General features: G+C 60.4%; 25 protein-coding genes, 1 tRNA gene and 1 pseudogene. 12 read left to right on the top strand and 15 right to left on the bottom strand.

All coding sequences use genetic code 11. From position 1 onward, the window contains the following. The first annotated feature begins 86 nt into the window (after nt 1-86). Nucleotides 87-992 carry an MBL fold metallo-hydrolase gene (locus EN818_RS08685; protein ID WP_135904337.1) on the top strand — a complete coding sequence of 302 codons (906 nt, stop codon included), beginning with the start codon at nt 87-89 and terminating at the stop codon, nt 990-992. A gap of 21 nt (nt 993-1013) precedes the next feature. Here the strand turns inward: EN818_RS08685 and EN818_RS08680 are convergent, their stop codons facing one another. After that, entirely contained in the window at nt 1014-1799 is a 786-nt protein-coding gene (locus EN818_RS08680; RefSeq protein ID WP_135904502.1) for a DUF1499 domain-containing protein, read from the bottom strand. 157 nt (nt 1800-1956) lie between these two features. Beyond that, nucleotides 1957-3585 carry a fatty-acid--CoA ligase gene (locus EN818_RS08675; RefSeq protein WP_135904335.1) on the bottom strand — a complete coding sequence of 543 codons (1629 nt, stop codon included), beginning with the start codon at nt 3583-3585 and terminating at the stop codon, nt 1957-1959. Between the two features lie 190 nt (nt 3586-3775). Between EN818_RS08675 and EN818_RS08670 the strand changes: the two genes are divergently transcribed. Together EN818_RS08670 and EN818_RS08665 are read left to right on the top strand one after the other, a co-directional pair. Further along, nucleotides 3776-4132 (top strand): hypothetical protein, encoded by a 357-nt coding sequence (locus EN818_RS08670; protein ID WP_135904333.1) that lies wholly within the window; start codon nt 3776-3778, stop codon nt 4130-4132. Nucleotides 4133-4214: 82 nt separating this feature from the next. Beyond that, on the top strand, nt 4215-4604 hold the full coding sequence (locus EN818_RS08665) for a DUF427 domain-containing protein (RefSeq protein WP_135904331.1): 390 nt from the start codon (nt 4215-4217) through the stop codon (nt 4602-4604). Between the two features lie 36 nt (nt 4605-4640). Here EN818_RS08665 and EN818_RS08660 read toward each other — a convergent pair whose 3' ends face one another. From EN818_RS08660 to ppdK, 3 genes are all read right to left on the bottom strand, one after another. Beyond that, a complete protein-coding gene (locus EN818_RS08660; RefSeq protein WP_135904329.1) occupies nt 4641-5381 on the bottom strand; it encodes a polysaccharide deacetylase family protein in 741 nt (246 codons plus the stop codon). Between the two features lie 123 nt (nt 5382-5504). Then, on the bottom strand, nt 5505-6566 hold the full coding sequence (locus EN818_RS08655; protein ID WP_245521422.1) for a glycosyltransferase family 9 protein: 1062 nt from the start codon (nt 6564-6566) through the stop codon (nt 5505-5507). Between the two features lie 165 nt (nt 6567-6731). Next, nucleotides 6732-9416, bottom strand: coding sequence for a pyruvate, phosphate dikinase (ppdK, locus tag EN818_RS08650; RefSeq protein ID WP_135904327.1), 2685 nt, complete (start codon nt 9414-9416; stop codon nt 6732-6734). A gap of 216 nt (nt 9417-9632) precedes the next feature. Between ppdK and EN818_RS08645 the strand changes: the two genes are divergently transcribed. From EN818_RS08645 to EN818_RS08635, 3 genes are all read left to right on the top strand, one after another. After that, the gene (locus EN818_RS08645; protein WP_135904325.1) at nt 9633-9977 is read left to right on the top strand and encodes a VOC family protein; all 345 of its coding nucleotides are present in this window, start codon (nt 9633-9635) and stop codon (nt 9975-9977) included. A 130-nt stretch (nt 9978-10107) separates the two neighbouring features. Beyond that, nucleotides 10108-10182 (top strand) — tRNA-Gln (locus tag EN818_RS08640). 113 nt (nt 10183-10295) lie between these two features. Beyond that, entirely contained in the window at nt 10296-11000 is a 705-nt protein-coding gene (locus EN818_RS08635; RefSeq protein ID WP_348631406.1) for a DUF6538 domain-containing protein, read from the top strand. On the opposite strand, the gene EN818_RS08630 is transcribed toward EN818_RS08635, so the two are convergent. From EN818_RS08630 to EN818_RS08620, 3 genes are all read right to left on the bottom strand, one after another. Continuing rightward, nucleotides 10992-12139 (bottom strand): IS3 family transposase gene (locus tag EN818_RS08630; protein WP_135904322.1). Its coding sequence is split into 2 segments (ribosomal slippage): nt 10992-11890 and nt 11890-12139, totalling 1149 coding nucleotides; the frame shifts between segments, so codons are not numbered across the junction. The two genes, EN818_RS08635 and EN818_RS08630, sit on opposite strands and share 9 nt — an antisense overlap. Before the next feature lie 912 nt (nt 12140-13051). Beyond that, nucleotides 13052-13411, bottom strand: a complete 360-nt coding sequence (locus EN818_RS08625; protein WP_135904320.1) for a hypothetical protein — start codon at nt 13409-13411, stop codon at nt 13052-13054. Between the two features lie 32 nt (nt 13412-13443). Then, the gene (locus tag EN818_RS08620; RefSeq protein WP_135904318.1) at nt 13444-13935 is read right to left on the bottom strand and encodes an RNA-binding domain-containing protein; all 492 of its coding nucleotides are present in this window, start codon (nt 13933-13935) and stop codon (nt 13444-13446) included. 249 nt (nt 13936-14184) lie between these two features. On the opposite strand from EN818_RS08620, the gene EN818_RS08615 reads away from it, so the two are divergent. From EN818_RS08615 to EN818_RS08600, 5 genes and pseudogenes are all read left to right on the top strand, one after another. Beyond that, on the top strand, nt 14185-14373 hold the full coding sequence (locus EN818_RS08615; protein ID WP_135904316.1) for a hypothetical protein: 189 nt from the start codon (nt 14185-14187) through the stop codon (nt 14371-14373). A 17-nt stretch (nt 14374-14390) separates the two neighbouring features. Then, nucleotides 14391-15086, top strand: a complete 696-nt coding sequence (locus EN818_RS08610; RefSeq protein ID WP_135904314.1) for a hypothetical protein — start codon at nt 14391-14393, stop codon at nt 15084-15086. A 76-nt stretch (nt 15087-15162) separates the two neighbouring features. Then, nucleotides 15163-15222: pseudogene (locus tag EN818_RS34420) on the top strand (hypothetical protein); the annotation flags it as partial. A 13-nt stretch (nt 15223-15235) separates the two neighbouring features. Further along, nucleotides 15236-15664 (top strand): glucoamylase family protein, encoded by a 429-nt coding sequence (locus tag EN818_RS08605; RefSeq protein ID WP_348631407.1) that lies wholly within the window; start codon nt 15236-15238, stop codon nt 15662-15664. A gap of 147 nt (nt 15665-15811) precedes the next feature. After that, on the top strand, nt 15812-17413 hold the full coding sequence (locus tag EN818_RS08600) for a GMC family oxidoreductase (RefSeq protein WP_135904312.1): 1602 nt from the start codon (nt 15812-15814) through the stop codon (nt 17411-17413). On the opposite strand, the gene EN818_RS08595 is transcribed toward EN818_RS08600, so the two are convergent. Beyond that, nucleotides 17407-18375 carry a LysR substrate-binding domain-containing protein gene (locus EN818_RS08595; RefSeq protein ID WP_135904310.1) on the bottom strand — a complete coding sequence of 323 codons (969 nt, stop codon included), beginning with the start codon at nt 18373-18375 and terminating at the stop codon, nt 17407-17409. The genes EN818_RS08600 and EN818_RS08595 overlap by 7 nt on opposite strands. A gap of 70 nt (nt 18376-18445) precedes the next feature. Between EN818_RS08595 and EN818_RS08590 the strand changes: the two genes are divergently transcribed. Beyond that, nucleotides 18446-18961: a flavin reductase family protein gene (locus EN818_RS08590; protein WP_189523782.1), complete on the top strand. Its 516-nt coding sequence runs from the start codon at nt 18446-18448 to the stop codon at nt 18959-18961. A 278-nt stretch (nt 18962-19239) separates the two neighbouring features. Here the strand turns inward: EN818_RS08590 and EN818_RS08585 are convergent, their stop codons facing one another. From EN818_RS08585 to EN818_RS08560, 6 genes are all read right to left on the bottom strand, one after another. Further along, nucleotides 19240-20391 carry an ABC transporter ATP-binding protein gene (locus EN818_RS08585; RefSeq protein ID WP_135904307.1) on the bottom strand — a complete coding sequence of 384 codons (1152 nt, stop codon included), beginning with the start codon at nt 20389-20391 and terminating at the stop codon, nt 19240-19242. Further along, nucleotides 20388-21212: an ABC transporter permease gene (locus tag EN818_RS08580; RefSeq protein WP_135904305.1), complete on the bottom strand. Its 825-nt coding sequence runs from the start codon at nt 21210-21212 to the stop codon at nt 20388-20390. The genes EN818_RS08585 and EN818_RS08580 overlap by 4 nt, the downstream gene beginning before the upstream one ends. After that, on the bottom strand, nt 21209-22144 hold the full coding sequence (locus EN818_RS08575; RefSeq protein ID WP_135904303.1) for an ABC transporter permease: 936 nt from the start codon (nt 22142-22144) through the stop codon (nt 21209-21211). The genes EN818_RS08580 and EN818_RS08575 overlap by 4 nt, the downstream gene beginning before the upstream one ends. 12 nt (nt 22145-22156) lie before the next feature. Beyond that, entirely contained in the window at nt 22157-23230 is a 1074-nt protein-coding gene (locus tag EN818_RS08570; protein ID WP_135904300.1) for an extracellular solute-binding protein, read from the bottom strand. Nucleotides 23231-23332: 102 nt separating this feature from the next. Beyond that, nucleotides 23333-23929 carry a malonic semialdehyde reductase gene (locus EN818_RS08565; RefSeq protein WP_189523788.1) on the bottom strand — a complete coding sequence of 199 codons (597 nt, stop codon included), beginning with the start codon at nt 23927-23929 and terminating at the stop codon, nt 23333-23335. Nucleotides 23930-23969: 40 nt separating this feature from the next. After that, nucleotides 23970-25289, bottom strand: a complete 1320-nt coding sequence (locus EN818_RS08560; protein WP_135904297.1) for an LLM class flavin-dependent oxidoreductase — start codon at nt 25287-25289, stop codon at nt 23970-23972. Nucleotides 25290-25584 lie beyond the last annotated feature (295 nt).

Genomic DNA, 25584 nt, shown 5'->3' with positions numbered 1-25584 from the left:
GTGGCTGATTTGCTGGCTGTGATTTTCCTATATTGGCTTCCGTACCGAGCGGCAATCATTTTGCCGCGCAGCAGCAGGGCCCCGGCATGACGCTCGAATTCGAGACACGCTTCGATCCGGCCTACGGCCAGGCGGTCACCGTCGCGCCGCATGTGCTGCGCGTCACCGCCACAAACCCCAGTCCGTTCACCTTCCACGGCACCAACAGCTATCTTGTCGGGCGCGAGACACTGGCGGTGATCGATCCGGGACCGGACGACGACGCCCATCTCGAGACGCTGCTTGCCGCGATCGGCGGCAGGCCGGTCAGCCATATCTTCGTCAGCCACACCCATCGCGACCACTCGCCGCTCGCGGCGCGGCTGAAGGCGCGCACCGGCGCGACCGTACTTGCCGAAGGGCCGCATCGCCCGGCGCGGGCGCTGCGCATCGGCGAGATCAACCCGCTCGATGCCAGCGCCGACACGGCTTTCATTCCCGATGTCGCGCTGGCCGACGGCACCCTCGTGCCTGGCGATGACTGGGCGATACGAACGGTGCTGACGCCGGGCCACGCGGCCAACCACGCGGCCTTTGCGCTGGAAGGCACCGGCATCCTGTTTTCGGCCGACCATGTCATGGCCTGGGCGACGTCCATCGTCGCGCCGCCCGACGGCGCAATGGCGGACTATATGGAATCGCTCGACAGCCTGATCGAGCGCGACGACCGCCTGCTTTTGCCCGGCCATGGCGGTCCTGTCGTCGCGCCGCGCAAGTTCATGCGCGGCCTGAAGACGCATCGCAAGATGCGTGAGCGAGCGATCCTCGAACGGATCCGCGACGGCGACCGAACGGTCAAGGACATGGTGGCGGCGATCTATCGCGACACCGATCCGCGGCTGCATGGAGCAGCCGGCCTGTCGGTGCTGGCCCATCTCGAGGACCTGGTGGCGCGCGGCCTGGTTGCTACCGCGGGCGACCCGGCGATCGACGGCATCTTCGAGCCTGGCTGACCAATTTTTTGCGCGGCTGGCCTATTCGGCCGGCGCGGCACCCACCTGGCCGGCGACCTGCTGGTCGAGCTCGGCAAGGAAATCGGTGATGCGGGCGGCATTGTCGCCGAGGTCGTATCGGCCGTAGCGCGAGGCCGAACGCATGTCGACGACGACCGAGTCGCCATCGTCGGTGACGCGGATGGCGACGTCGGCGGGCAGACCGATCGCGAAGCCCCTGGCAACCGCGTTGATCGTCGCCTCGCTCTGGCCGTTGATATCGGGATAGGGAGCGGTCAGTTGCCAGTCGCGCCGGTCGAGCACGGTTTCGGCGGCGTCGACCACGGTTTCGAAAGGCAGGTTGTAGCTGCGCCCGGTGACCAGCGGGTAGGCCTCGGCCTGCAAGGCCTGCTCGCCGGGCGTCGGCGACGACAGCGCGTTCATGTCGCTCGTCCGGTCGCTGGTGTCCAGCACCGGCGGATTCTCGAGATCGGTCGAGATGTCGCGCAGCGGCGGATAGATCGTTGCCCAGTAGGCGGCGAGGCCGTATGGCGCCAGCACCAGCAGCGCCAGCAGCGCGCCGACGCTGAGATCGCGGCCGCCGCGATCGCCGAAATTCCACAGCCTCGACAGCGCAAGCCCCGCGAGCAGGAACGCCAACGCGGCAAGCAGCGCGACGAGCGCCAGCACCCACAGAAAGGGCGGCGTGTCGACGAGGTCGAGGCGATAGCCGGCAACCACCGTCAGCAACAGGACCAGCGAGAACGCTCCGATCCGCCGCGACCAGCCGGCCGCTCTCGACGTCTGCCGTTCAGGAATTGTAGCCATCGTCTGCCGCATCACCCCAGTCCGCGTCGAGACTTAGCGCAGTTCAGCGTTTCGTGGAATTACTGAACTGCGCTAACTGTCTGTCTTCACGCAATTCCGGACTGAAAACCGCCGCGCGCTCTTGGCTCGGGCTTGAAGGCGAAAGAATGAACAATCCTCAATCCGTCGGCAGCCGATAATCCCTGAATTGCTGGCGCAATGTGGTCTTCTGGATCTTGCCTGTTGCCGTGTGGGGAATTTCGCCGACGAAGGCAACATCGTCCGGCATCCACCATTTGGCGACCTTGCCGTTCATGAAGGCCAAGATGTCGCCCTTGCTCGGCTCCTTGCCCGGCTTGCGCACGACCACCAGCAGAGGCCGCTCGCCCCATTTGGAATGGGGCACGCCGATCGCGGCGGCCTCCGCCACGTCGGGATGGCCGACGGCAAGATTTTCGAGATCGATTGTGGAGATCCACTCACCGCCCGATTTGATGACGTCCTTGGCGCGATCGGTGATCTGCATGTAACCGTTGGCGTCGATATGCGCCACGTCTCCGGTGTCGAACCAGCCGTCGGCGTCGAACTGCTCGGAGCCGATACTGCCGTAATAGGCGCGCGCGATTGCCGGACCGCGCACCTTGAGCCGTCCGAAGGTCTTGCCGTCCCAAGGCAGCGCGTTGTCGTCGTCGTCGGTCACCTTCATCTCGACGCCGAAGGGCGGATAGCCCTGCTTGCCCTGAACATCCAGACGCGCCTCGCCGGAGAGCCCTTCATACTCCGGCTTCATGGTGCACAGCGTGCCGAGCGGCGACATTTCGGTCATGCCCCAGGCGTGCACGACCTGGACATCGTAGTTGTCCTGGAATTTCCTGGTGATGGCGCGCGGGCAGGACGAGCCGCCGATCACGACCTTTCTCAGATGGGGAAGCTTGTTGCCGGTCTCTTCCAGATATTGCAGCAACATCATCCAGACCGTCGGCACGGCGGCGCTGAAGGTGACCTTTTCGGTGTCGAGCAGTTCATAGATCGAAGCACCATCCATCTTGCAGCCGGGCATGACCAGCTTGGCGCCGATCATCGGCCCGCTCTGGCCAAGGCCCCATGCATTGGCGTGGAACATCGGCACCACCGGAAGAATCACGTCCCGCGCGGATATGCCCATGGCGTCCGGCATGGCGGCGATCATGGCATGAAGGACGTTGGAGCGATGGCTGTAGAGGACCCCCTTCGGGTCGCCGGTCGTGCCGGAGGTGTAGCACATGCCGGCGGCAGTGTTCTCGTGGAAGCTCTTCCAGGCGAAGGCGCCGTCGGCCTCGGCCAGCCATTCCTCATAGGCGACCGCATTCGGCAATGAAGTTTGCGGCATGTGCGCCCCGTCGGTCAGCACAATCACCTGCCTCAGCGACTTGACCTGGCCGCCGATCTTTTCGAGCAACGGCACGAAGGTAAGGTCGACGAAGACCGCCCTGTCCTCCGCGTTGTTCATGATCCAGGCGATCTGCTCGGGGAAGAGACGCGGGTTGAGGGTGTGATAAATCGCGCCGATGCCCATGATGCCGTACCAGGCCTCGATGTGCCGGGCCGTGTTCCAGGCGAGGGTCGCGATCCGGTCGCCCAGGCTGAAGCCGTCACGCTCCAGCCGCTGCGCGACCTTCAGGGCGCGATGGTGGATCTCGGCGTAGGTGGTGCGCACGACGGGACCCTCGATCGAGCGCGTCACGATCTCGCGGCGACCATGCTGCCGTTCGGCATTGTCGATGAGCTTATGGCAGAGCAGCGGCCATTCCTGCATCAATCCAAGCATCGCGGTTCTCCCCTTTGCGCTTTTGCGTCGTTGTTTCACGCATTGTGGGACGAACCGGCGGATTGTCCAGCCGCCATAAGTCCAAGGCGGCGGCAGGATCGAAGCATCCCGGGATTCGCCATAATCCGGCCATCGTCGACGTTAAGTTTTGTTAACGGGCTGGGTGAGATTGGCGAATGGAGAAGTTCGCATGGAACCGCAGTTCGACGACCAAACCCTGGAAAGCTCGCTTGCCGAAAGCCTGGCCGAACTGACGCCGGACCCTAAAGCCGTTTCCGACGACCAATTTGCCGAAGTCGTCGGCGGTGCGCTGGAGGCCGTCGGCGGCACGCTGCTGTTCAAGATGTGCGTCGACAACGCCGGCGAAACCGAGCATGTCGCCGCCGCCTGCATCGGCGGCGCCGGCAATCGCCAGTTCCTCCTGCTGACCCTGCCGACCGCAGGCGGCGCGCTGAAGGTCGAGACCGCGGCGAGAAGCACCAACCCGGTGGCCGGCATCGCAGCCGCCTATGCCGGCCTGATGGATGCGTTCAAGGCCGCCGCCTGACGTCGCGTCGGGTGCAAGAAAGGGGCTCGGGCTTGTGCAAGTCCTTTGTCCGACACAGTTTATGCCGGGAAAGGAGATCGTCATGGACAAGCGCGCCAATTCGGCACCCGGCTTTCAGCGCAATCCCGACAAGCTGATAACCATCGAAACCTATCGGGGCAGCGTTACGGTGCTGGCAGGTGGCAGGGTCATCGCCAGGTCGACACGGGCCTGGCTGCTGTCGGAGCCGCCCTATGCCCCGGTCTACTACATTCCGTTCGACGATATCGATTTCAGCAACCTCGCCAAGACCGGGCACTCGACGCATTGTCCCTACAAGGGCGATGCCAGCTATTGGAGCATTGTGCCCGCCGGAGAGAACGGAACGAATGCGATGTGGGCCTATGAGCAGCCCTTCGACGAAGTGCTAGATATCCGCAATCATGGCGCGTTCTACGCGAGCAAGGTGACGGTGGAAGCCACGCCGCAATGACAGGCGACTGTTCGCGGGCCGGCTGAAGGGAACTGGTCAGTCGGTAGTGCCGTCATTGCCCACGTCCTCGGCATCGTCGAGGCGAACGAAGGTCATGCCTTTCTGTTTCAGGGCGAGCAGGCCCTGCACGACGCCCTCGCCGGCCGCGTGGGTCGGCTGGTTGATATGAGCAATGATGACGTCGCCGTCCTTGGCAGCGGCGATGCGCCGGGTGGTTTCCTTCGCTCCCAGCAGGGAGCCGCCGTCGCCGTTGATCGAGAAGCCGGCGATCCTGAAACCCAGCTTGCGGATCATAGCGATCGCCGAAGGACTGTATTCGGCAGTGGCGCCGCGAAACCATTTTGGCGTCGGACCGCCGGCGCTCGCCAGCGCGGCGGCGCCGGTCTCGACTTCCGCCAGAACGGCCTCGGGACTGCCGGCGCTGCGGATGCCGTAGATCTTTTGCGGCGTGTCGACCGCCGGTATGTGGCGGCCGCCGTGATTTTCGAGTTCGAACAGCTCCGAGTGCGCCCGCATGATCTCGACAGCGGCGGCATTGCGTTTCAGCCAGATGCCGGTGACGAAAATGGTTGCCGGAATCTTGTTCTCTACCAGGGCGGAGAGAATGCGCGTATCGGTCTTGCCGCCGCAGGCGTCCAGCGTCAGCGCGACACGACCGCCGCCGCCCTGCGGCTTCACGTGCAAGGTCGGCTCGAGCAGCGTCCCGGCCTTGCCGGCCGACACGACCGCGAGCGACAGCGCGAGCGCGCACAGATGTTTCCGAAGCAGACCCGTCATTCTTCCCAAACCCCGGCGCGTCGCGCCGCTCACCGCAAGAGGCCGTCAACAAAACCGGCATCTAGGCAAAAATCGGGACGGTTCATATCTGAAAAGGAGCCGACGCGGCGATTTGCCCGGCGATCAGCTCGCCTGCCGCACCGCAACGGGGGTTCGCGACAGAAGTTCGCCCACCGCTTGGACCACGGGATCCACTTCGAGACGCCAGACGCAGCACGACCGGCTTGGATCTTTGCGGCGGCACAGGTCGCCGCCGACGCAGTCGCAAGGCATGGGCGGCTGCAAGGAGATGCTGGGAGCGCCCACCGGTCCCCAGCGGACAGGGTTGGTCAGGCCGAACAGGCCGACGACGGGCGTGCCTGCCGCAGCCGCCATGTGCATCGGGCCGCTCTCGTTGCCGAGAAATAGCCGCGCTTGTTTGAGCAGAGCCTGGAGCGTTTCGAGCGAGAGGGCACCGACGAGATTGACGATCGGGGTCTTGGTGCCCCCGACGATCTGCTCGGCCGTGTCTTTCTCGTCGGGGCCGCCGACCAGAACGATGGCCAGTCCGCTGTCGTCGGCAATCCTCTCGATTGCCGCGGCAAAGCGTTCAGGCTGCCATCGGCGCCCGGGGAAGCTTGCGCCGGCATGCACCGCCACATAGGCGTTGGGCCGAAGATGGAACGTGTCCAGCAACGCCAAGGCCCGTGTTGTCTCAAGCGGCAGCGGCTGGATGGCAGGAACCCGAACGCGCAGGTCTACGCCAAGCGCCTCCAGCGGCGAGAGATAGCGATAGAGAAAGTGCTGCTCGCCATAGCCGAACGGCTTTGCCTTGACATTGGCACGTTGGCGCTCGAACCAACGCAACGGCCTTTCGGGTGGGTGATATCCGACGCGGATCGGTGCGCTGACCAGTCCTGAGATGAACCGCGACGTCTTGGAATCGGAGATGTCGATGATCATGTCGAAGCGGTAGCGGCGCAGTTTGAGCACCGTTCGAACGAGTTCCTGCGCGCGCCGCAACGGGGTGCCGCGTATATGCGAACGGCGGAAGGTCACGGCCTCCGCGGCGATGTCGTGGGCCGTCAGAAAACTGGCTAAGCGGGCTTCGCAAAGGAAGATGATCCGGGCACCGGCATATTCGAGCTGCAGGTTCCGCGCCAACGTCGATGCAAGCACGAGGTCGCCGATGAACTTGGTCTGCACAATCAGGATCGACCGCACGGTGCTGGGGGAAGCCTGCAACGTCTGTTCCTTTTCACCGGGCGGATTGGGGACCGCAGAACTGGGCGGAGACAGTGTCGACATCGGGGCCGTCACGCGCAGGTTCGCGTGGCTTTGTCCAGGAAAGCGTAAGCGCGCCGCGGCCTCTCAGCGACGCTGCGACGCCTGTCCTGCGACCTGCACGGCGGCCTGCGCTGCGGCCAGCCGGGCGATCGGCACGCGATAGGGTGAACATGACACATAGTCGAGGCCTACCTCTTCGCAGAAACGGATCGAGGCCGGATCGCCGCCATGTTCACCGCAGATGCCGAGCTTGATGCTGGACCGCGTCGACCGGCCCTTTTCCGTCGCGATCCGCACCAATTCGCCGACGCCGTCCACGTCGAGCGAAACGAAGGGATCCTGCTCGATGATACCTTTCTGGCGATAGGTTTCAAGGAACGAAGCTGCATCGTCGCGCGAGATGCCGAAGGTCGTCTGGGTCAGGTCGTTGGTGCCGAACGAGAAGAATTCGGCCGCCTCGGCGATGATATGAGCGCGGATGGCGGCGCGCGGCAGCTCGATCATCGTGCCCGTGAGATAGTCGATCTTGGTGGCTGTCTCCTGCATGACACTTTGGGCGACCGCATCGATGCGCGCCTTGACGTATTCCAATTCCTTTACGAGACCGACCAGGGGAACCATGATTTCGGGCACGACCAGCGCGCCGGCCTTGCGGCCGGCCTCGACCGCCGCCTCGAAGATGGCACGAGCCTGCATCTCGGCGATCTCGGGATAGGAGACGGCGAGCCGGCAGCCGCGATGGCCGAGCATCGGGTTGAATTCATGCAGCGCCTCGGTGCGCTGCCTGAGCTTGTCCGCCGAGACGTTCATCGCCCTTGCGACCTCGGCGAGCTCGTCCTCGGTCTTCGGCAGGAATTCATGCAGCGGCGGGTCCAGCAGGCGGATGGTGACCGGCAAGCCGGCCATGATCTCGAACAACTCGAGGAAATCCGAGCGCTGCATCGGCAAGAGCTTGCCGAGAGCGGCGCGCCTATCCTTCTCGGTATCGGCCAGGATCATCTCGCGCATGGCGACGATGCGGTCGCCCTCGAAGAACATGTGCTCGGTACGGCAAAGCCCGATGCCTTCGGCGCCGAACGAGCGCGCCATGCGCGCATCGAGCGGCGTCTCGGCATTGGTGCGCACCTTCATGCGGCGCGCGGCATCCGCCCAGTCCATGATGGCGGCGAAATCGCCCGACAATTCCGGCTGCAGCATGGCGACGGCGCCCTTCAGCACCTGGCCGTTGCCGCCGTCGATGGTGATGACGTCGCCCTTGCGGAAGGTCTGGCCCATCGAGGTCATGGTGCCGGCCCTGTAGTCGACGCGCAGCGAGCCGGCGCCCGATACGCAAGGCTTGCCCATGCCGCGCGCCACCACGGCGGCATGGCTCGTCATTCCGCCGCGGGTGGTGAGAATGCCCTCGGCCGCATGCATGCCATGGATGTCCTCTGGGCTGGTCTCGATACGGACCAGGATCGCCTTGCGGCCTTGCGCCTTGGCGTCCTCCGCGTCGCTCGATGAGAAGACGATCTCGCCGGTGGCGGCCCCAGGCGAGGCCGGCAGGCCCCTGCCAATGACATCACGCGCGGCCTTTGGATCGATGGTCGGGTGCAGGAGCTGGTCGAGCGAAGCCGGGTCGATCCGGGCGACCGCCTCCTCCTTGGTGATCAGCCCGTCCTTGGCCATCTCGACGGCGATCTTGAGCGCCGCCTTGGCGGTGCGCTTGCCGGAGCGGGTCTGCAGCATCCACAGCTTGCCGCGCTCGATGGTGAATTCGAGATCCTGCATGTCGCGGTAATGCTTCTCCAGCCGGTCGGAGATGTCGACGAAAGCCTGGAACGCATCCGGCATCAGCTTCTGCAGCGACGGCTTGTCGGAGCCGGCGGCGATGCGCGCCGCTTCGGTGATGTTCTGAGGCGTGCGGATGCCGGCGACCACGTCCTCGCCCTGGGCGTTGACCAGGAATTCACCGTAGAGCTGCCTTTCGCCGGTCGAGGGGTTGCGGGTGAAGGCGACGCCGGTGGCCGAGGTGTCGCCCATGTTGCCGAACACCATGGCCTGGACGTTGACCGCCGTGCCCCAGCTTTCCGGGATCTCGTGCAGGCGGCGGTAGGTGATGGCGCGGTTGTTCATCCAGCTTGAAAAGACCGCTCCGATCGCCCCCCAGAGCTGCTCATGCGGGTCCTGCGGGAACGGCTTGCCGAGCTCCTCCTCGACCTTGGCCTTGTAGAGCGCGATCACGCCCTGCCATTCGACGGCGCTCAGCTCGGTGTCGAGCTCATGGCCGAGGCTGGCTTTCTGGTCCTCGAGGATTTCTTCGAACACTTCATGGTCGAGCCCCATGACGACGTCGGAATACATCTGGATGAAGCGACGGTAGCTGTCATAGGCAAAGCGGGCGTCGCCTGCATCGGCGGCCAAAGCCTCGACGGTCTCGTCGTTGAGTCCGAGGTTGAGAACGGTGTCCATCATGCCGGGCATGGACGCACGGGCGCCGGAACGCACAGACACCAGCAGCAGCTTCGAGGGATCGCCAAATCGGCGACCGGTGATCTTGCCGATATGGTCGAGCGCCGACAGGACATTCGCCTCCAGCCCGTCCGGATAGCTGCGGCCGTTGGCGTAGTAGGCGTTGCAGACTTCGGTGGTGATGGTGAAGCCCGGCGGCACCGGCAGGCCCAGGTTGCACATTTCGGCCAGATTGGCGCCCTTGCCGCCAAGAAGGTTGCGGTCGCTGGCACGGCCTTCGGCAGCACCGTCGCCGAAGGAGTAAACCCACTTGGTCATGCACGCCCTCCAAGTCCCTGGAATAGACAACATCCGGACCAAGGCCCGGTTCCCCGCCCTTCCGATGCGAGCGATAGGATGCTGCAGTGCGAAAGGCAAGGCGTCGCCGAACCGGCGTCGCAACTACAATCGATTAATCAAAAGCTGCGTCAAAAAGACTTGCCGGCGAAAAAGGCACGATATAGAACATAACAGGAACATAGTTGGAGTGGCGTGATGAAGCTCAACGGAAAACTCGACTATCTGGAACTGCCGGCGACCGGCAGCACGCTGGACAGCGTCAAATCCTTCTACAGCTCCGCGTTTTCCTGGTCCTTCACCGATTACGGTCCGACCTATTCGGCCTTTGCCGAGGGGCTCGACGGCGGCTTCCAGGCCGACGCCGGCGAGGCACCGGCCAAACCGCTGCCGGTCCTCTATTCCGAGAACCTGGAGGCGACGCTGGAAGCGGTCGAGAGTGCCGGAGGCACGATCGTCAAGCCGATCTTTTCCTTTCCCGGCGGCCGGCGGTTCCATTTCACCGACCCGGCCGGCAACGAGCTCGCAGTCTGGGGAGAATAGAGGGATAGGCTCTCGCGGCGGCCAAGCGACACTCTGACCCGCAAATCAGCCTGTGCAATTGTCATCACGGCATTGAGCTTTGCGCCGGCTCGTCCTATAAGGCCGCGCGCAGCGGGCATGCCCCGGCTGCTGGGGCGTCGCCAAGTGGTAAGGCATCGGTTTTTGGTACCGACATTCCCAGGTTCGAATCCTGGCGCCCCAGCCAACAAACTTCTAAGCAATTGTTCTGACTCACTTTCTTCATCCGAAGAAAGCCAATCACACCGCCTTGCTACAATTGACTGCTACAAATCAGGGCGGGGACGTCGTCTGCTCAACGTGGTTCGACGAGATGGCGTGTTCCATTTCCGACGAGTCGTACCCTCGCCGCTGCGGTCTCGGATTGGACGTTCTGAACTCGTACGAAGCCTATCCACAAATGCTGTGGCGTCTGCCAGAATGCGTGCTGATTTGCTCTACAGATATTCTGAAGGACTTTTCGCGGCCGCCGCCTCCATGCTCTCATCCGATAAAATTGCCCAGCTGGTGAAAGAGTTTTATCAGCTGACCCTGACGATTGACGACCATCGCCGACTTTTCCCGGAGCAGCCGTGGTCCGAGGAGGACCATCAAGCGCGATCGGATTATCTCGAGCATACGCTCGCCGAGCAGCGTGACGCGCTGCGGAAGAATGATTTCGAGAAGGCCAATCCGGCGGCTCAGGTGGTGATGGCGCGCAGCAAGCTGGCTGAAGGCGACCTCGGTCCTGGCGAGTATAATCAGATCCGCCAAGCGATCTTGCGGGCCAGTATCGACATTATAAGTGAGCTACGGGCACGCCAGGATGGCGACTTCAATCACGACCCGCGAGACAGATTGCTCAAAGATGCGCTTAGTGGACCGACCGACGCATCAGAGCGACTGAGCAAGACCTCTGCCCTCTCGGTAGTAGCGCCCTCTCCGCCAGCACCAAGCGGCGGGCCGAATTTCTCGGAAATTGCAGAGTGGCCTGCTGCCGGTTTTTCGGACACCAGGTTAAGCTAACATAGCTTTCTCCTCGAACTCGACAGGGCTCATATAGCCCAACGTCGAGTGCCGTCGCCGAGGGTTGTAGAAGCGCTCGATGTAATCGAACACGTCCGCCCTGGCGTCATCTCTCGTCCTGTAGACCTTGCGGGCTGTCCGCTCAGTTTTCAGCGACGAGAAGAAGCTCTCCATCGCAGCATTGTCCCAGACGTTGCCCGACCGGCTCATCGAACATGTGATGCCGTGGTCGGCCATCAGGCGTTGGAACTGCTCGCTGGTGTATTGCGATCCCTGGTCGGAGTGGTGCAGCAGGCTGTCGGGCTTGCCTCTCCTCCAGATCGCCATGATCAGGGCATCGGTGACGAGCTGCGCCGTCATCTCGGCCTTCATCGCCCAGCCGACGACACGCCTGGAGAACAGATCGACGACGGCGGCAACGTAGAGCCAACCTTCTGCGGTCCAGATGTAGGTGAAGTCGGCAATCCATTTCTGGTTTGGCGCCGATGCCTCGAAGGCACGGTCAAGGAGGTTGTCCGACACTGCCGAGCGCTGGCCAGTATCTTTCGGCAGCCCACGACGCCGAGGCCGAGCCCGCAGACCGTTCTCCCGCATGAGCCGCTCGATGCGGTGCAGGCCGCAGGAGAAACCCTCGGCCAGCACGTCATGCCAGACGCGACGTGCACCATAGGTTCGGTCGCTGCTCTTGAAGCTTCGGTCGATCTTGGCAATGAGAATCCCGTCGTGCCGGGAACGAGCGCTGGGACTGCGATTAAGCCAGGCATGGAAACCTGAGCGGGACACATCCAGCGCGTCGCACAGCCATGCCACCGGCCAGATGTTCCGGTGCCTCGCGATGAAAGCGAACCTCATGTCACTTCCCTCGCGAAGTAGGCTGCGGCCTTTTTTAGGATGTCGCGCTCCGCCTTCAGCTTCGCGATTTCCTTGCGCAGCCGGTCAATCTCGAGCTGCTCCGGCTTCATCTGCCCGTGGCCGGGAAAGGCGTGCTGCGGATCGGCCGACAGCTCGCGCACCCATTTGCGCAGCACATTCTCGTCGACATCGAGGTCGCGGGCAGCCTGGGCCACCGCAACGCCCCGATCCTTGATCAATCTTACCGCCTCAAGCTTGAACTCGCGGCTGAACTTCCTTCTTTGCATTCCCACTCTCCAGTTCCGTCAAACACCTTATCTCGGTGTCCACGAAACCGGCAGCAGGCCAGTTCCGCGCGGCAGATCATGGCCAGGCAAATGCTTGGATTGAAGTTGCGCGGGGCCGCTCCGATCGCCTGACTGCGATTGAACCAGGCCCTCGAACCGACCTTGCTCTGGCGGCTCCACTATCTCGCTGGCGCCGTAACTATGCGGTCACGCTGCGCATTGCCGCCTTGGAGCTTAGCGAGCAAACGCCATTCGATAGAATGGCAGCGCTGGTCGACTGGATGGTGTCCGACTTCGTTGTGGCCGGGCCTGCCGCTCTCTTCGCAACAATGTATCTATCTCCGCGGGCGTCTCGGGCGGGAATGTTGAAGCACTTGAAATCACCGGATCGCGCCCGGGCCCTCGCTGGCGTGTGCAATGCGGCGTGGGATATCACTCATCTCAGCGACTTCGTGCTACGAGCCACATCGTCCGATGCCGCCGGCCGGAGGTTCCTCCTGGCGACTGCCGACCAAGTACTCGCCAAGATAGGCCGCATGCTGATCGATAGTAGCGAACACCTGGATGAGTTCGAACAGAAACTTGCAGTCGACATCGAGCCTTGGTGGGCGAGTGAAGCTCCAGCCATCGCAAGACTCGTTTGCAGAGCGGTCGCCACCGCACGGAGTCGGCCCCCTCCAATCGCTGCGGGCGACTATGTTGATGATTGTATTTCGGTTGGTGGCGTCTGCTTGCAGGTTGGGCTCCTAAACGAGCCACGCGACCATCGCCTTAGCCTAACTACCCGCCAACGAAGAATATGAGAGGAACCGGCCACCACAACTGGAACTCACGCAAGCGCCAGGGGCTCATGTGACACTCGGCGTTAACATGTTTTGACGCCTACCTTTCAGGTAGGGATCCGATATGCCATCACTTGGCGATTGGTTCTTGCTTGCTTGTCGCCTTTCCATCCCTGCCCAAACGCGCGGTCTTAAGAGCACTTTCAATGCGCAACGCGGAAGCGTAGCTTGACGAGACGCCCGCTACTTTAGCAATCAGACCTTTCTTGAAATCAATTATTCTGAGTAGAAATTGTTCCAAGCTCTCTTCGGGAACGCTTGGATTGCTTCCGAAGAACGACTTCATCAGGTTAGATGATAGCCCTGTAACGGGAGAATAAAGCGGCAGCTCGCCGTACAGCACTCGAAGCTGTTCGATGTGGTTCTTGAGATCCATTTCGTCGGATGTTGAATAGCCTGTATCGAGTCGCCGATTGATGAGCGATTGCATCTGGTCGTGCGTCGCTTCGGCCGTGCCAGCTTCTACTCGGATGTATACAGCTCCTTCGCGTATCCCCTCGCCGGTTTTTCTCGCCACGAATGGATATGTTCCACGCTGAAATCGACTATGACGATCTGAAACAGCTTCCCCTGCAGCTTTTCGTATTCGCTCGCACCAAAATCAAGGTCATGGATTGATATGCGATCCCTGAGCGCGTCAGGAATGAAGTTCTTTAGGCCGTCGATCACCTTCATCTTGTCGGTTAATTCATCAAGACCGACTGGCTCCGCTGTACCGTTTTTGTTTTCTTCCACACCCACAATAAGACACCCCGGCCCGGTATTCCCGATACCCAAAAGGTGCCTTGCTAAGATCGGTCCTTTCGGCCACTCGCGCTTGTAGTCCAGATCTCTGCTCTCACCGAGGCTTTCGGTGAAAAACTTCCGAAAATTTTCTCGAGAAGGCTCCTTCAGAAAAGAAGCGAACAACTCCTTTGTGCCCCCCGGCAGCTTCCGTCTTTCGGCGTTGGACATTCACCTCACCCTCTCCGATGCCGCCAACCATGCGTTGGCCGACTTCTTGAAAGTCGATGGCACCGCTGTTAGCGGTCAAACTGCCTCCAAAGGAAGCCCTTTTTTCAGTTGACCTTCGACCGTCACTGATGGACGGCAAAAACATGTGAGACAGGAAGACCACGTGTAACTTGGTTTCCGCCGCTATCACACCGGACCGGGCGTTGACTATCGGCAAGCAGGCACCAGAGCAAGGCGAGGCCCACGAGAATGATATCGTACTCGGACACCGCACTGACGATCTCGGAAACGTTGCAGACCAACGCGATCATCTGGATCCATTCGCTACCGGAACACGAGATGGGGCCTAGTCGGCGCATTCTCGAAGACCTTGAGGGCCTCGCCACCGCCGGCGTTTCCCCGTCTGCACATATGCGGTTCGAGACCGTGCCCAACTGAGCGATCTCTTCAGGCAGTTGACGACGAAGGCCAAGCAGGGATTGAGGCCGGTGCTCCATGTCGATGCTCACGGGACGATTGCCGAAGGCCTCTTGCTTGCGCCGAGCGGCGAACGCGTCGGCTGGGGCGAGATCATCGAAGATCTCCGTGCCCTGAATGTTGCGACGGCCAACAATCTGACCTGCATCTTTGCTCTGTGCTTCGGGCTGCATCTCTACAAGCAGGTGAGCCTGAAGCGACCGGTGCCGTCCTATCTTTTCTTTGCGCCGCCCGCGGAAATCAGCGTCGGCTTCCTCGAGGCGCAAACACTGGCCTTCTATCGGGAGATGAATCGCAGCTCGAATGTGACGGCCGCATTCGAGAAGACTCTGGGCGGGGCGATGGAGTCGTTTCACTGCCAGGGTTTGTTCCTGCAGGCGCTGTTGCGATACATCCGAACCTACTGCATCGGGCGCGTGCGGCAGGATCGCCTTGAGCGCATGGTCACGGCCGCCCTGCAACGCGACGGCATCGCCTACCCTTCCGGCGCACAATTGAAACAAGCCCGGCGAAAGATACGCGAATCTCTGAAACCAGGTCAGAAGCTGATCGACGTATTCGCGCCGTCGTTCCTGATCGGCCGCGCCCCGGCTTTCACCTACGCCGATCTCGACCGGGTTCTGAAGCGCTCTGTTCCCTCCGAGCGGTCTCAACCGCGCTCGGGATCGAGTTGAACGCTGAGCGAGCTTAGGCTCGGATCGCGATGGACAACGCGAAACCATCCGGACGACGGTTCGCGGGCCCCTGTTTTTGGCCCACTACTCTTTCTGCGGTCTAGACCCTCGGTGCCTGCGTGATCGCTACGCGCATTACTGGGAACAAAATGTGTCCCACACGCGCATTAATTATTGCGCCCACAAACCCTCACGGACACGTTGGCTACGGCGCCGATTGCTGGGGCCTTACCTCCGGCCATGGCCCGTTTGGCTATGTAGCGCATTCGCCTTGCGACGACAGGGGCGTGATTACACCGAGCGCCGCTCTGTCGAGCCTTCCCTACACGCCGGCAGAGTCCATGCGTGCCCTGAGATATTTCTGCTCGAAGCCGCTGCATCGGATTTGGGGGAACTTCGGATTTGTCGACAGTTTCTGCGAAAACTTAGGGTGGTTCGCGCGAACGCACCTAGCGATCAATCAGGGACCCATCATAGCCATGATTGAAAACCATCGCAGCGGATTGCTCTGGGAACTCTTCATGAGCGCGGCCGAGGTGCGCGAGGGATTAAGGAGGCTGGACTTCGTGCAAGCGTAGGCGGTGGAGCGAAAACTTCGCAGGATAGCTTCGCGTTGAATTCGAAATTAATTTCCGCTAATGATCGATGACTTCACGCGGTTTCGTTAAGAGGTCGACAACCGCCAAAAAGCGGGTCGCTCCGGGATAAACCTACAGGAAGACCCTATGTCATCTCGCCCCGAAGATCTGACCAGTCGCTCCTGGGACTTTATCATCATCGGCACCGGCATGGGAGGCGCAACGATCGGCTATGAATTGGCGAGACAGGGGCGTTCTGTCCTATTTTGTGAGGCCGGAAGGTCGTATCTCACTGCCCAGGATACTCTGCAAGGTGACTGGCTCGATGCGCTCACTGGAGGAAAGGTCCCCTCGCCTGAGCAACTAGATAGGGCAGGACGGTCACGAACCGATATTTACGACATCAGTTCGGGGAAGCCAATCCTCATGCGCCCAGTTCTCGGAACTGGAATCGGCGGCACGAGCGCTCTTTATGGCATGGTGATGGAGCGGTTCTTTCCATCCGACTTCGAACCAGGACAGTATTTTCGGGACTGTCCCGAGGCCAACCTTCCAGAGAAGTGGCCCATCACTTACGACGAACTCGCACCCTATTATACCCAGGCCGAAAGGATTTACGGCGTTAAGGCAACGAAGGATCCCCTGCATCCGGACCAGCGTCCAGGTGGAATTGTCCCGCCGCCGCCACTGACGCCAGCAAGCGGCGAGTTGATGAACCGCTTTGAGGCGAAAGGCCTTCATCCATATCGACTGCCGATGGCCTGCAACTATGTCGAGGGTTGCCGGGAGTGCGTTGGCTTCATCTGCGATAAGCGGTGCAAGCGCGATAGCGCCACCTCATGCCTTGAGCCGGCGCTTCGCGATCACGGCGCCGACATGATCACGGGGTGCGAGATCCATTCACTGGACTCAGCCAATAACAAGATCACGGCCGTAAACGCCCGATGGCGGGGCCAGGAGATCAAGCTTTCCGCGAAGACAATCATTCTTGGCGCGGGAGCCATCCGAACCGCGGTGCTGCTTCTCAACTCCGGCGAGAAGAACAAGGGGTTGGCTAATGGGTCGGACCAAGTTGGCCGGAACCTCATGCGACATCTGCTGGACTATTACCTGGTCTACCCGAAGGCGCCATCCAGCGGTCTCCTGAAACAAATCGCGTTCAATGATCTCTACCTCGCCGACGGCAAAAAGTTTGGCACGGTGCAGTCGAACGGCCGCCTGCCACCCGCTTCCACCATCGCAAAATTCTTAAGGGAAGAGTTGAGGACCTTATGGCCGCCTCTCGCTTACCTGTTTCCTCTCATACGACCGGCTATTGAGTTCAGGATCGGTATGATGCTTTCCAGAGCGCATGTTCTCGCTGCCTTCCTCGAAGATCTCCCCTTCAAATCCAACAGGGTGACGCCTTCGAGAAGCGGCGGCGTCGACCTGTTCTACAGGATCAATCCGTGTGACCAGCGGCGCCTTCGTGAATTCCGCCGCCAAATTCCAGACCTCATCGGGGAACACCGATATCGATCGATTTTTCGGGCAGAACAGAACGCGACCCTGGGGCATGTCTGCGGTACTTGCCGCTTCGGCGACGACCCGCGTACGAGCGTTCTTGACCGTTTCAATCGCGCTCACGAACTTGACAATCTTTACGTCGTGGATGGCTCCTTCCTTCCCACGAGTTCCGGGACCAACCCGGCGCTAACCATCGCCGCGAACGCCTTGCGGGTCGCCGACCATCTCAGCGCGCGTCACTGAATCCTGCCGCCATTCTGTTTGGCCAAAGCGTCACGCCGCACGCGGTCGAACAGCCAGCTACGAAACAGAGCGCTGCTTTCCCTGGCTGGTTCGCCGTCGGGCTCGACGACGAAATAGCCACCCGGAACCTTAAGGGGCTCCGCGTTGATGGCCGGAACAAGAAGTCCGCTCGCCAACAGATCGTCAATGAGCGGGAAACCTGCCAGTGCTATGCCCTGCCCTCCCAGCGCAGCCTGGATAAGCATGGTGAAATGGTTGACTGTGAACCCGCGCTTACCGCGGCTGACCGTCACCCCATTGGCAGCGAACCAGTCCGCCCAAGTGCTACCCATGAAGACCGGTGCCCCTTCAAGCGAAATCAGAACCTCGTCGAGAAGTGCTTCGGGCTGGGTGGGCGGCTGACGTCCTTGCCAATAGGATGGACTGCACACCGGCATGTCGGACGCGCCGAGGAGGAATTTCGATCTCAGATTCGGCCAGCGGCCGCTCCCGTAACGTATGCTTATATCGATCCGCTGCCGCGCAAGATCAACAATCTCGTCGTTGACAGCTAGGCGCAGCTCGACCTCCGGATATAGCTGGCGGAATTCTGGCAGACGCGGTGTCAGCCAGTTCGTACCAAAGGCACTGGTCATCCCTACTACTACGGCCCGGGGCTCCTGTGTGGCGCGGACGCGTTCGCAAAGTGCCGCAACCGCTTGGAGCTGCGTTGGCAGCCCCCCATTCAATAACAAGCCCTCTGCTGTCAATTCGATGGAGCGGTAAGTTCGCTTGAAGAGCGATACGCCTAGGAATTCCTCGAGCTCGCGTATTTGACGACTTACCGCGGCCTGGGTAACGCCCAGCTCCTCCGCTGCGCGGGTGAAACTGAGCAGGCGCGCGGACGATTCAAAGGCCACTAGAGAAGCAATCGACGGGATCGACTTGCGGAAGCTTGACATAATCAAAAGTAATGCAAACACGATTTTTATGCAAGTTTACCAGTCATCTCAAATGCAGCTAGATAGGCTCAACGGCGAGAGGACACGAAATATGTACGCGAGCACGGCCACGCCTGTAGGAACCCGAGCCACAGTCACCATCGAGCCCGCTCTCTACAAGGAGGTTGCTAGCCACTGGCCTTCCGGCGTCGCCGTCATCACAGCGGCCGACAGCGACGGAAAGCTGAATGGCCTCACCATGAGTGCGGTCATCGCCCTCTCCTTATCACCGATGCAGTTCCTCATTTCCGTCGACAAGCGATCCCTAACCTTGCCTATCATCAAGGATGGAGGCCGGTTCTGCATCAACTTCCTCAGCAGCTCTCAAGCGGACATCGCGATGCAGTTCGCCAGCAAGTCAACCGACAAGTTGGCCTCGGTGAAGCATAGGGTTTCCCAATGGGGACTGCCCATCCTCGATGGGGTGGTCGCGAGCATCACTTGCGAAGTTCACTCAATCATGCCCGGCGGAGACCACGAGCTCATCGTTGGCGATGTACTCGATATCGAACATTTCGGTGGTGAAGCCCTGGTCCACTTCAAGCGCGCGTTCCACACGATCCCGTGAGTTAGCCCGTTTTCAGCCGCATCGCCTGGCTGCGACTGACTTTCCATACAAGTTCCTTTGAACGGCAGTCCCTTGCGACTGCTCTCGATCTTTTTGGATCTGATGGCACCTCCGGCGTAAGTCGCGCAGCCGCTCGCATACGAGCCAGGCCTTCCGCCATAGTCACTCACTCGCTCTAGAGCGTAACAAGGGTAGGATTCAGCTGGCCACAGTCATGGCCCTATCGCGCTGCAAACGTGCTGCGCCTCAGGTCGTCTTTCAAGCTTGACGCACCAACCTCAGATGTCGCTGATGACCAGCGTGTCCGCCGCGCGCCATCCCAGGTACACCTCGCTGCCAATCTCCGGCGTGTACGAAGCGCTTATGATTTGCTCAAACTGCTCGACCACCAAGCGGCCCTGAATGCTTATACGATGCCGTTGTACGCCATTCATGAAGGTCGAATCGACGACGACGCCCTTGACGGTATTGTCCATCTCCGGCCTCGTGGGTGTGATCCGCATTGCTTCTGGCCGCACACAAATCCAACAGGCCCCGCTCCCGACAAAATTGCGAGCAGACGCAATCCGGTCGCCAAACTCGGTGACTGCAATCACGCCCGTGGACGCTTGTTCCAGCCCGGCGACGGGGATCAGGTTGGCCTGCCCAAGGAATGATGCGACAAACCGGTTTTGTGGATTGCGGTAGAGCTCTCTCGCGGACCCAATCTGGACGATTTCGCCGAGGTTCATGATGGCGATGCGCTCTGCCATTGATGCAGCCTCGCCCTGGTCGTGCGTGACGTAGAGCACCGTGCAGCCGAGTTTGGAGTGAAGCTGTTTTATCTCGTACTGCATTTCCTCCCGTAGGTTCTTATCGAGCGCGCTCAGCGGTTCGTCCATGACCAGCAGGGAGGGGTTGTACACGGAGGCTCTGGCTAGCGCGACACGCTGCTGCTGGCCGCCGGAAAGCGCATTGGGATGGCGGTCGGCCACATTGTCGAGCCGCACCAGCCGCAGAGCGCTTTCGACCCGGGCGGCAATCTCGCGCTTCGGAACCCCGCGCATTTGCAGCGGGAACGCGATATTCTGGCCAACGGTCTTGTGCGGGAACAGCGAATAATTCTGGAAGACCATTCCGATGTTTCGCTTGAAGGGCGGCACGCCTTCGATGCTGACGCCGCCAATCTTGATATGCCCCTCGCTGGCCGCAACGAACCCAGCCGTCAATCCAAGCAGCGTGGTCTTCCCCGAGCCGCTGGGCCCGATGATTGAGAAGAATTCGCCCGCTTCGATGTGAAGGTTTGTCGGCTTCAGCGCGACCGCCGCGCCATAGCGCTTGCAAATCCCGAGGTAATCGATCGGCTGCCCGTTTGACTGGAGTTCGCCTGGGTTGTCGATGCCCATTGATCGGGACGAGAGACGGGACATTTCGCTGACCACCGCGTTCATCGTGTAGCCTCTGCGCTTGTGTTTTGTTGGTGGCCGACCCGTTGGAGCAGCGCCACCGCACTGAGAAGGCTGAGTGAAAAGACGATCGCGACGGCCGATGCGGCCGCAATCGTAGGATCCATCTGAAACCTGATTTCGTTCCACATATAGACGGGAAGCGTCACAGAGGATGCGTCCGTAAGGAAGAGCGCGATTATGATCTCGTCGAAGGAAAAGGCGAACGCGAAAATCGCACCAATCAGGATGCCTAGCCGGATCATCGGGAAGGTGACGTGCCGGAAGGTATTCACGTGACCCGCTCCGAGTGTCATCGCGCTGAGTTCCATATTCGGGCTGTAACCGCGGAGCGCGGCCGAGACTGTGGTAAAGACAAGCGAAGTTGCGACCGCCGAGTGCACAGCCGCGACGGCAAGCTTCGATCCAATCATGCCGACGCTTGCGACAACCGGGAATACGCCGATTGCAAGGATGATCTGCGGCATGACAAGCGGCGCCATGACAATGCCAGAAATCGGCCGGCCGAAGACAACTTTGCCCCGCACGACAGCCAGCGCCGCTAGAGTACCGAGGGTCGCCGAGATCAGCGCTGTCGCCAATCCGACGGCTGCGGTGTTACCAAATGCCAATAGATAACCCGGATTGTTCCAGAGGCGATCGTACCATTGGTAGGACACCGCCTTGATGGGCAGCGTGAAGAAGCGGTCCGCGCTAAACGAGATCGGCATGATCACCAGTATTGGAGTCAGCAGATAAAGCAGCCCCAGAAACGAAAAACCGATCGCGACACCTGTCGCCATGCGGTCGAAGATGCGCCAGTTCATGCCACCCCCAGCCTCACACCGCGCAGCCTTGCAAGCTGCCAGACTAGCAACAGGGTAAGAAGCACCATCATCAGCAGTACCGTCGCCAACGCCGAAGCTAGAGGCCAGTTCAGTGTCTTGGTAACCTGTTGCTCAATCAAAACGGCAATCATCATGTTCGAGTCTCCACCGAGTAGAGCTGGCGTCACATAGAAGCCGAGTGCGGTGATGAACACCAGGACGGAACCTGCCATTATCCCAGGCAGGCACATAGGCACGTAGATGTGGATGAAGGTCCGCACCGGATTGGCGCCTAAGATTGCTGAGGCCATCAGCTTCGTCCGGTCCATCTGGCGCATCGAACTCAATATGGGGAGGATCATCATCGGAAGCAGTACCTGCACCATTCCGACTTGCACGGCGAGCGGATTGTACATCAGTGGGAGGGCCTGATCGATCACGCCTGTGTCGATCAACATCTGGTTGACAAGCCCGTGCCGGCCGAGCAAGGCGATCCACGCATAAGTTCGGGTAACCACACTGGTCCAAAGTGGAACCATTACGCAGGCAAAGGCGATACCGGCCCAGAACCGGCGTGCATTACAAATGACATGGGCGATTGGGAAACCAATGAGCAGGGCCAGAACGGTGCTCATGACCGCCGTCTTGAAGGTTTGCGAAAGGACATAAAGATAGGTGGAATTGGAAAAGATTTCCGCGAACTGACGCAGATCAAATGCCACCCCATCAACGCTCCGATAGACCACAATTCCGAGCGGCAACAAAAATGTCGGCACCAGGAATAGAAGCGGCGGCAAGATCAGGAACTTAAGTGAAAACTCGGGCGTCCAAGCCCTGCCGCCACTCATTGCTGATTCTCCGTGACAAACCTCATGACCGGAAGCGCCGCGCTCCAGCAGGCGCTGGATGCGGCACTCCCGAATATTAGCCATCTTAGCGCTAGCTCAGCCGAGCAACCACTTATTGAACATCTCGGTCAGCTTGTCGCCATTGTCGGCCAGCCAGGCAAAATCCTGGAATCGGTTCGTCGCCGCAAACTCAGGAGCGGTCGCTGTTTTCGCAAGCTTGTCCGGCTCAATTAAGGGGATCGCCTTAACGTTGGTTGGCCCCAGCGGTGTAAGGTTCGTCAGCCTCGCCTGCGGTTCTGGCGTCGCCATATAGGCGGCGAACTTCATCGCCTTGTCCTTGTTCGGGTGACCGGCCGGGATGACGATCGCATCGCCATCAAGAACCGTGTTGGTGTTGAGGTACTTCACCGGTTTTCCGTCTGTGACAAGACCGTCAGCGCGATTGACCCACAACATGCCCATGTCAACTTCGCCGCCGCCGAGCATCTGCTGCGACTGAGCTCCTCCCTCGTACCAGCGGATGGTGTCGCGGATGGCAGTCAGGGTCTTGAGTGCCAGATCCGCATCCATGGGATAGAGCTTGTCGATCGGAACGCCCGCGCCGAGCAGAGCGATCTCGAAGGTCTGATTCCAGTTCTTGAAGAGGGCCCGCGGCGCCCGGTTTGACGGATTGAAGAAATCGACCCAGTTCTTCGGCTCTGATCCCGGCTTCACTGCATCGGTGTTCCAAGCCAGAACGCTTGAAGCCACGTCGGTCAAGAAATAGTTCTTGCCGAACGAGCCCTTCATGAGGTCGTCCTTCTTGACCAAAGAATAGTCCAGAGGCTCCGACAGACCGAGCTTTTCGGCCATAGCCGCTTCACCCGCCGAAGTTAGAAGGACGTCGGCCTGCCCCCACGCTTTGGCCTCCACCATGGCCTTCAGTTCGGCTAGGCCCTTATACGGTTGGGGAACTATCTTAATGCCGGATGCAGCCTGGAAGCCATCGTAATAGGCTTTTTGTAGCTTGACGCCGAAGTCACCGCCGCCGCCCGTGACAAGCAGTTCGGTCGGCGATGAGGATTGAGCCAACGCTGATTTGCCCGCCGTTACGGCAAATGCGGCAGCGCCAGCACCAACTTGAAGCAGCTGCCTGCGAGACAGCTGTAGATTTTTTCCAGTTCTTTCCATTGAATTACTCCCATTCTTTCCTGTTATACTTCCAACGTGAGGCGGAATTAATTAGTCCGATCTGGAATTATTTTGTGCTTATCCCCAGATCATTTCCGTCTTCTATTCTATTCGGCAAGCCTCCTCGAATGGAAGGCGCGGAAGCCGGGCAAACAGTTTCGACCGATCACCGTGGCCGAGATTCACCAGAAAATTCGATCGCCAGCTCGTGCCCGAGAAGAATGCCTCGTCTACGATCGGCCGCTTGAAACCCGACATCGGCCCCGCATCCAGCCCCACGGCGCGAGCTGCCATGATTAGATAAGCTCCCTGGAGGGTCCCGTTGCGAAACGCCGTTTCCTCAGCCGTCGCACGCGATGAGGTGAACCAGGGTCTAGCGTCGGTATGAGGAAATAGGACCGGCAGCTTATCGTAGAAGGCCTCGTCATATGCGACGATGACGCAGACCGGTGCGCTCATCGTCTTAGCCAAATTGCCGGAAGAGAGCGCGGGGCGGAGCCTTTCTTTCGCTTCCATGCTGCGAACGAAAACGAACCGCGCCGGCGAACAATTGGCCGATGTCGGACCCATTTTGAGCAAGTCGTAGAGATCGTGCAGGGTAGAGTCAGGCACGGGCTCGTCCAACCAGCCGTTCGCGGTCCGCGCGCACCGGAACAGTCGATCTATCGCCTCATCGGACAAAGGATGCTCTTTGGTCAGCATGCATTTTCCATTGCGTCTGTCGTCGTGCAGCGAGCCATCAGCCACCGCCGTGATCGCGAAGGTTTTCCCGGAATGTCCGGCCCCTATAGTCGTTGCGAAAGATGCCTCGTCTTTGCAGCTCCGGGACAACTCCGGTAACGAATTGCGCATAGGCGGTAGGGCTCAGCGACGGGGAAATGATGAAACCGTCGCAGGCGTCGGCCTCAAAATACTCCTGCATGAAGTCGGCGATCATGACAGGCGTGCCGATTACCTGGGGTGCCATTTGGCGTACCCCCCAGATGTAGCCCGCGTCGCGCAACGTCTTGTCCCCGGCGCCTTGGAGAATGAGGTCGAGCATACCACGCGCGCCTTGGGTGATCTCCATGTCCTGGAGCGGTTTATCGAGAGGGTATTGCGAAAGGTCGACGCCAATAGCGTTGGAAATCTCAGCAACGCCAAGTTCGGCGCTCACCAGGGAATTGATGTAATCCGCCTTTTCCCTCGCAATCGACTCCGTCTCGCCGATGACCACGTCGATACCAGGCAAAATGGCACAGTGGCCGGGATCGCGGCCAGCCTTTACCACGCGGCCTTTCAAATCGTCGTAGAATGCCTTCATGTGCGCTTTATTGGCATGCAGCGTAAAGACGACTTCCGCCCAGCGCGCCGCAAACTGGCGTCCGCGGTCGGACGAGCCCGCCTGCATCAGCACCGGAGACGTCTGAGGCGAGCGCGGTGTCGTCAAGGGCCCGCGGGTTCGGACAAACTTGCCTTCGTAGTTTACGTAGTGGACTTTTGAAGGATCCGCGTAGATGCCGTTCTCGCGATCGTGAATGAGTGCGCCTTCGTCCCAGCTCCTCCAAAGCGCTTGGCAGGCCTCCACGACTTCGTCCGCAAAATCATAACGAAGCGCCTTATCGAGGAGCGCGTCCTTCCCGAAATTGCGAGCCTCGTTGTCGTTGGTTGATGTGACAATGTTCCAAGCGGCACGCCCGCCACTCATGTGATCCAAAGTCGCGAAGGAACGGGCGATATGATACGGGTGATAAAAGGACGTTGACATGGTGGCTGAGAGGCCAAGATGGGTGGTGACCCTTGCAATTGCAGACAGCAGTTGCATCGGCTCCAGCATCCAGGTCTGACCGGGCTGCCGCAGGTTTGGCGCGAATGATCCGCCATGCATGTCATTGAGCATCAGCACGTCCACGAAGAACATGCCGTCGAATTTTCCGCGCTCGAGTATGCGCGCGATGTTCTCGTAGCGCTCCGGATTTAGCGCCTCGATGCCATCACTTTCGAAGTGTCGCCAAGCACCGTTGTTGTGCCACGTCGGCGTCACGCAGCAGTAGCCAACGAGATGCATTTCACGTGGCATCGCACCTGATCCTCTTTCGTTAGGCGATCTTACAACATGCAATCAGTTTCACAACACAAAAATGAAACATAATTCCGACAGCCGGCATTTTGTGAGTGAGTCGTTGGGGCTTCGGGACCCGGAATAGCTCATCTGGTTCACCGCCTTCTGCGTGCCGTGCTAAGTTCAGATGACCTTTAAATCTTCCCGCCAGCGACCGGGCACGAGCCTTGAGCAGTCCTCCCACCCAAAGAGCGGACGCGCCCACAAAGTTGCCATTGAATGACGGACCCTATTGAACCGCCCGGCCATTGCT

Source organism: Mesorhizobium sp. M3A.F.Ca.ET.175.01.1.1, from assembly GCF_004791945.1.
GTDB lineage: Bacteria > Pseudomonadota > Alphaproteobacteria > Rhizobiales > Rhizobiaceae > Mesorhizobium.
The sequence above is the reverse complement of the archived record's forward strand: the minus strand, read 5'-3'. Positions and strand labels throughout refer to the sequence as shown.

Excerpts from the sequence above, each read along its gene's own strand:
- EN818_RS08685 (WP_135904337.1), top strand. The coding sequence starts at position 87 with ATGACGCTCGAATTCGAGACACGCTTCGATCCGGCCTACGGCCAGGCG.
- EN818_RS08680 (WP_135904502.1), bottom strand. The coding sequence starts at position 1,799 with ATGGCTACAATTCCTGAACGGCAGACGTCGAGAGCGGCCGGCTGGTCG.
- EN818_RS08675 (WP_135904335.1), bottom strand. The coding sequence starts at position 3,585 with ATGCTTGGATTGATGCAGGAATGGCCGCTGCTCTGCCATAAGCTCATC.
- EN818_RS08670 (WP_135904333.1), top strand. The coding sequence starts at position 3,776 with ATGGAACCGCAGTTCGACGACCAAACCCTGGAAAGCTCGCTTGCCGAA.
- EN818_RS08665 (WP_135904331.1), top strand. The coding sequence starts at position 4,215 with ATGGACAAGCGCGCCAATTCGGCACCCGGCTTTCAGCGCAATCCCGAC.
- EN818_RS08660 (WP_135904329.1), bottom strand. The coding sequence starts at position 5,381 with ATGACGGGTCTGCTTCGGAAACATCTGTGCGCGCTCGCGCTGTCGCTC.
- ppdK (WP_135904327.1), bottom strand. The coding sequence starts at position 9,416 with ATGACCAAGTGGGTTTACTCCTTCGGCGACGGTGCTGCCGAAGGCCGT.
- EN818_RS08645 (WP_135904325.1), top strand. The coding sequence starts at position 9,633 with ATGAAGCTCAACGGAAAACTCGACTATCTGGAACTGCCGGCGACCGGC.
- EN818_RS08625 (WP_135904320.1), bottom strand. The coding sequence starts at position 13,411 with ATGCAATCGCTCATCAATCGGCGACTCGATACAGGCTATTCAACATCC.
- EN818_RS08620 (WP_135904318.1), bottom strand. The coding sequence starts at position 13,935 with ATGTCCAACGCCGAAAGACGGAAGCTGCCGGGGGGCACAAAGGAGTTG.
- EN818_RS08615 (WP_135904316.1), top strand. The coding sequence starts at position 14,185 with ATGATATCGTACTCGGACACCGCACTGACGATCTCGGAAACGTTGCAG.
- EN818_RS08605 (WP_348631407.1), top strand. The coding sequence starts at position 15,236 with ATGTGTCCCACACGCGCATTAATTATTGCGCCCACAAACCCTCACGGA.
- EN818_RS08600 (WP_135904312.1), top strand. The coding sequence starts at position 15,812 with ATGTCATCTCGCCCCGAAGATCTGACCAGTCGCTCCTGGGACTTTATC.
- EN818_RS08590 (WP_189523782.1), top strand. The coding sequence starts at position 18,446 with ATGTACGCGAGCACGGCCACGCCTGTAGGAACCCGAGCCACAGTCACC.
- EN818_RS08585 (WP_135904307.1), bottom strand. The coding sequence starts at position 20,391 with ATGAACGCGGTGGTCAGCGAAATGTCCCGTCTCTCGTCCCGATCAATG.
- EN818_RS08580 (WP_135904305.1), bottom strand. The coding sequence starts at position 21,212 with ATGAACTGGCGCATCTTCGACCGCATGGCGACAGGTGTCGCGATCGGT.
- EN818_RS08575 (WP_135904303.1), bottom strand. The coding sequence starts at position 22,144 with ATGGCTAATATTCGGGAGTGCCGCATCCAGCGCCTGCTGGAGCGCGGC.
- EN818_RS08570 (WP_135904300.1), bottom strand. The coding sequence starts at position 23,230 with ATGGAAAGAACTGGAAAAAATCTACAGCTGTCTCGCAGGCAGCTGCTT.
- EN818_RS08560 (WP_135904297.1), bottom strand. The coding sequence starts at position 25,289 with ATGCCACGTGAAATGCATCTCGTTGGCTACTGCTGCGTGACGCCGACG.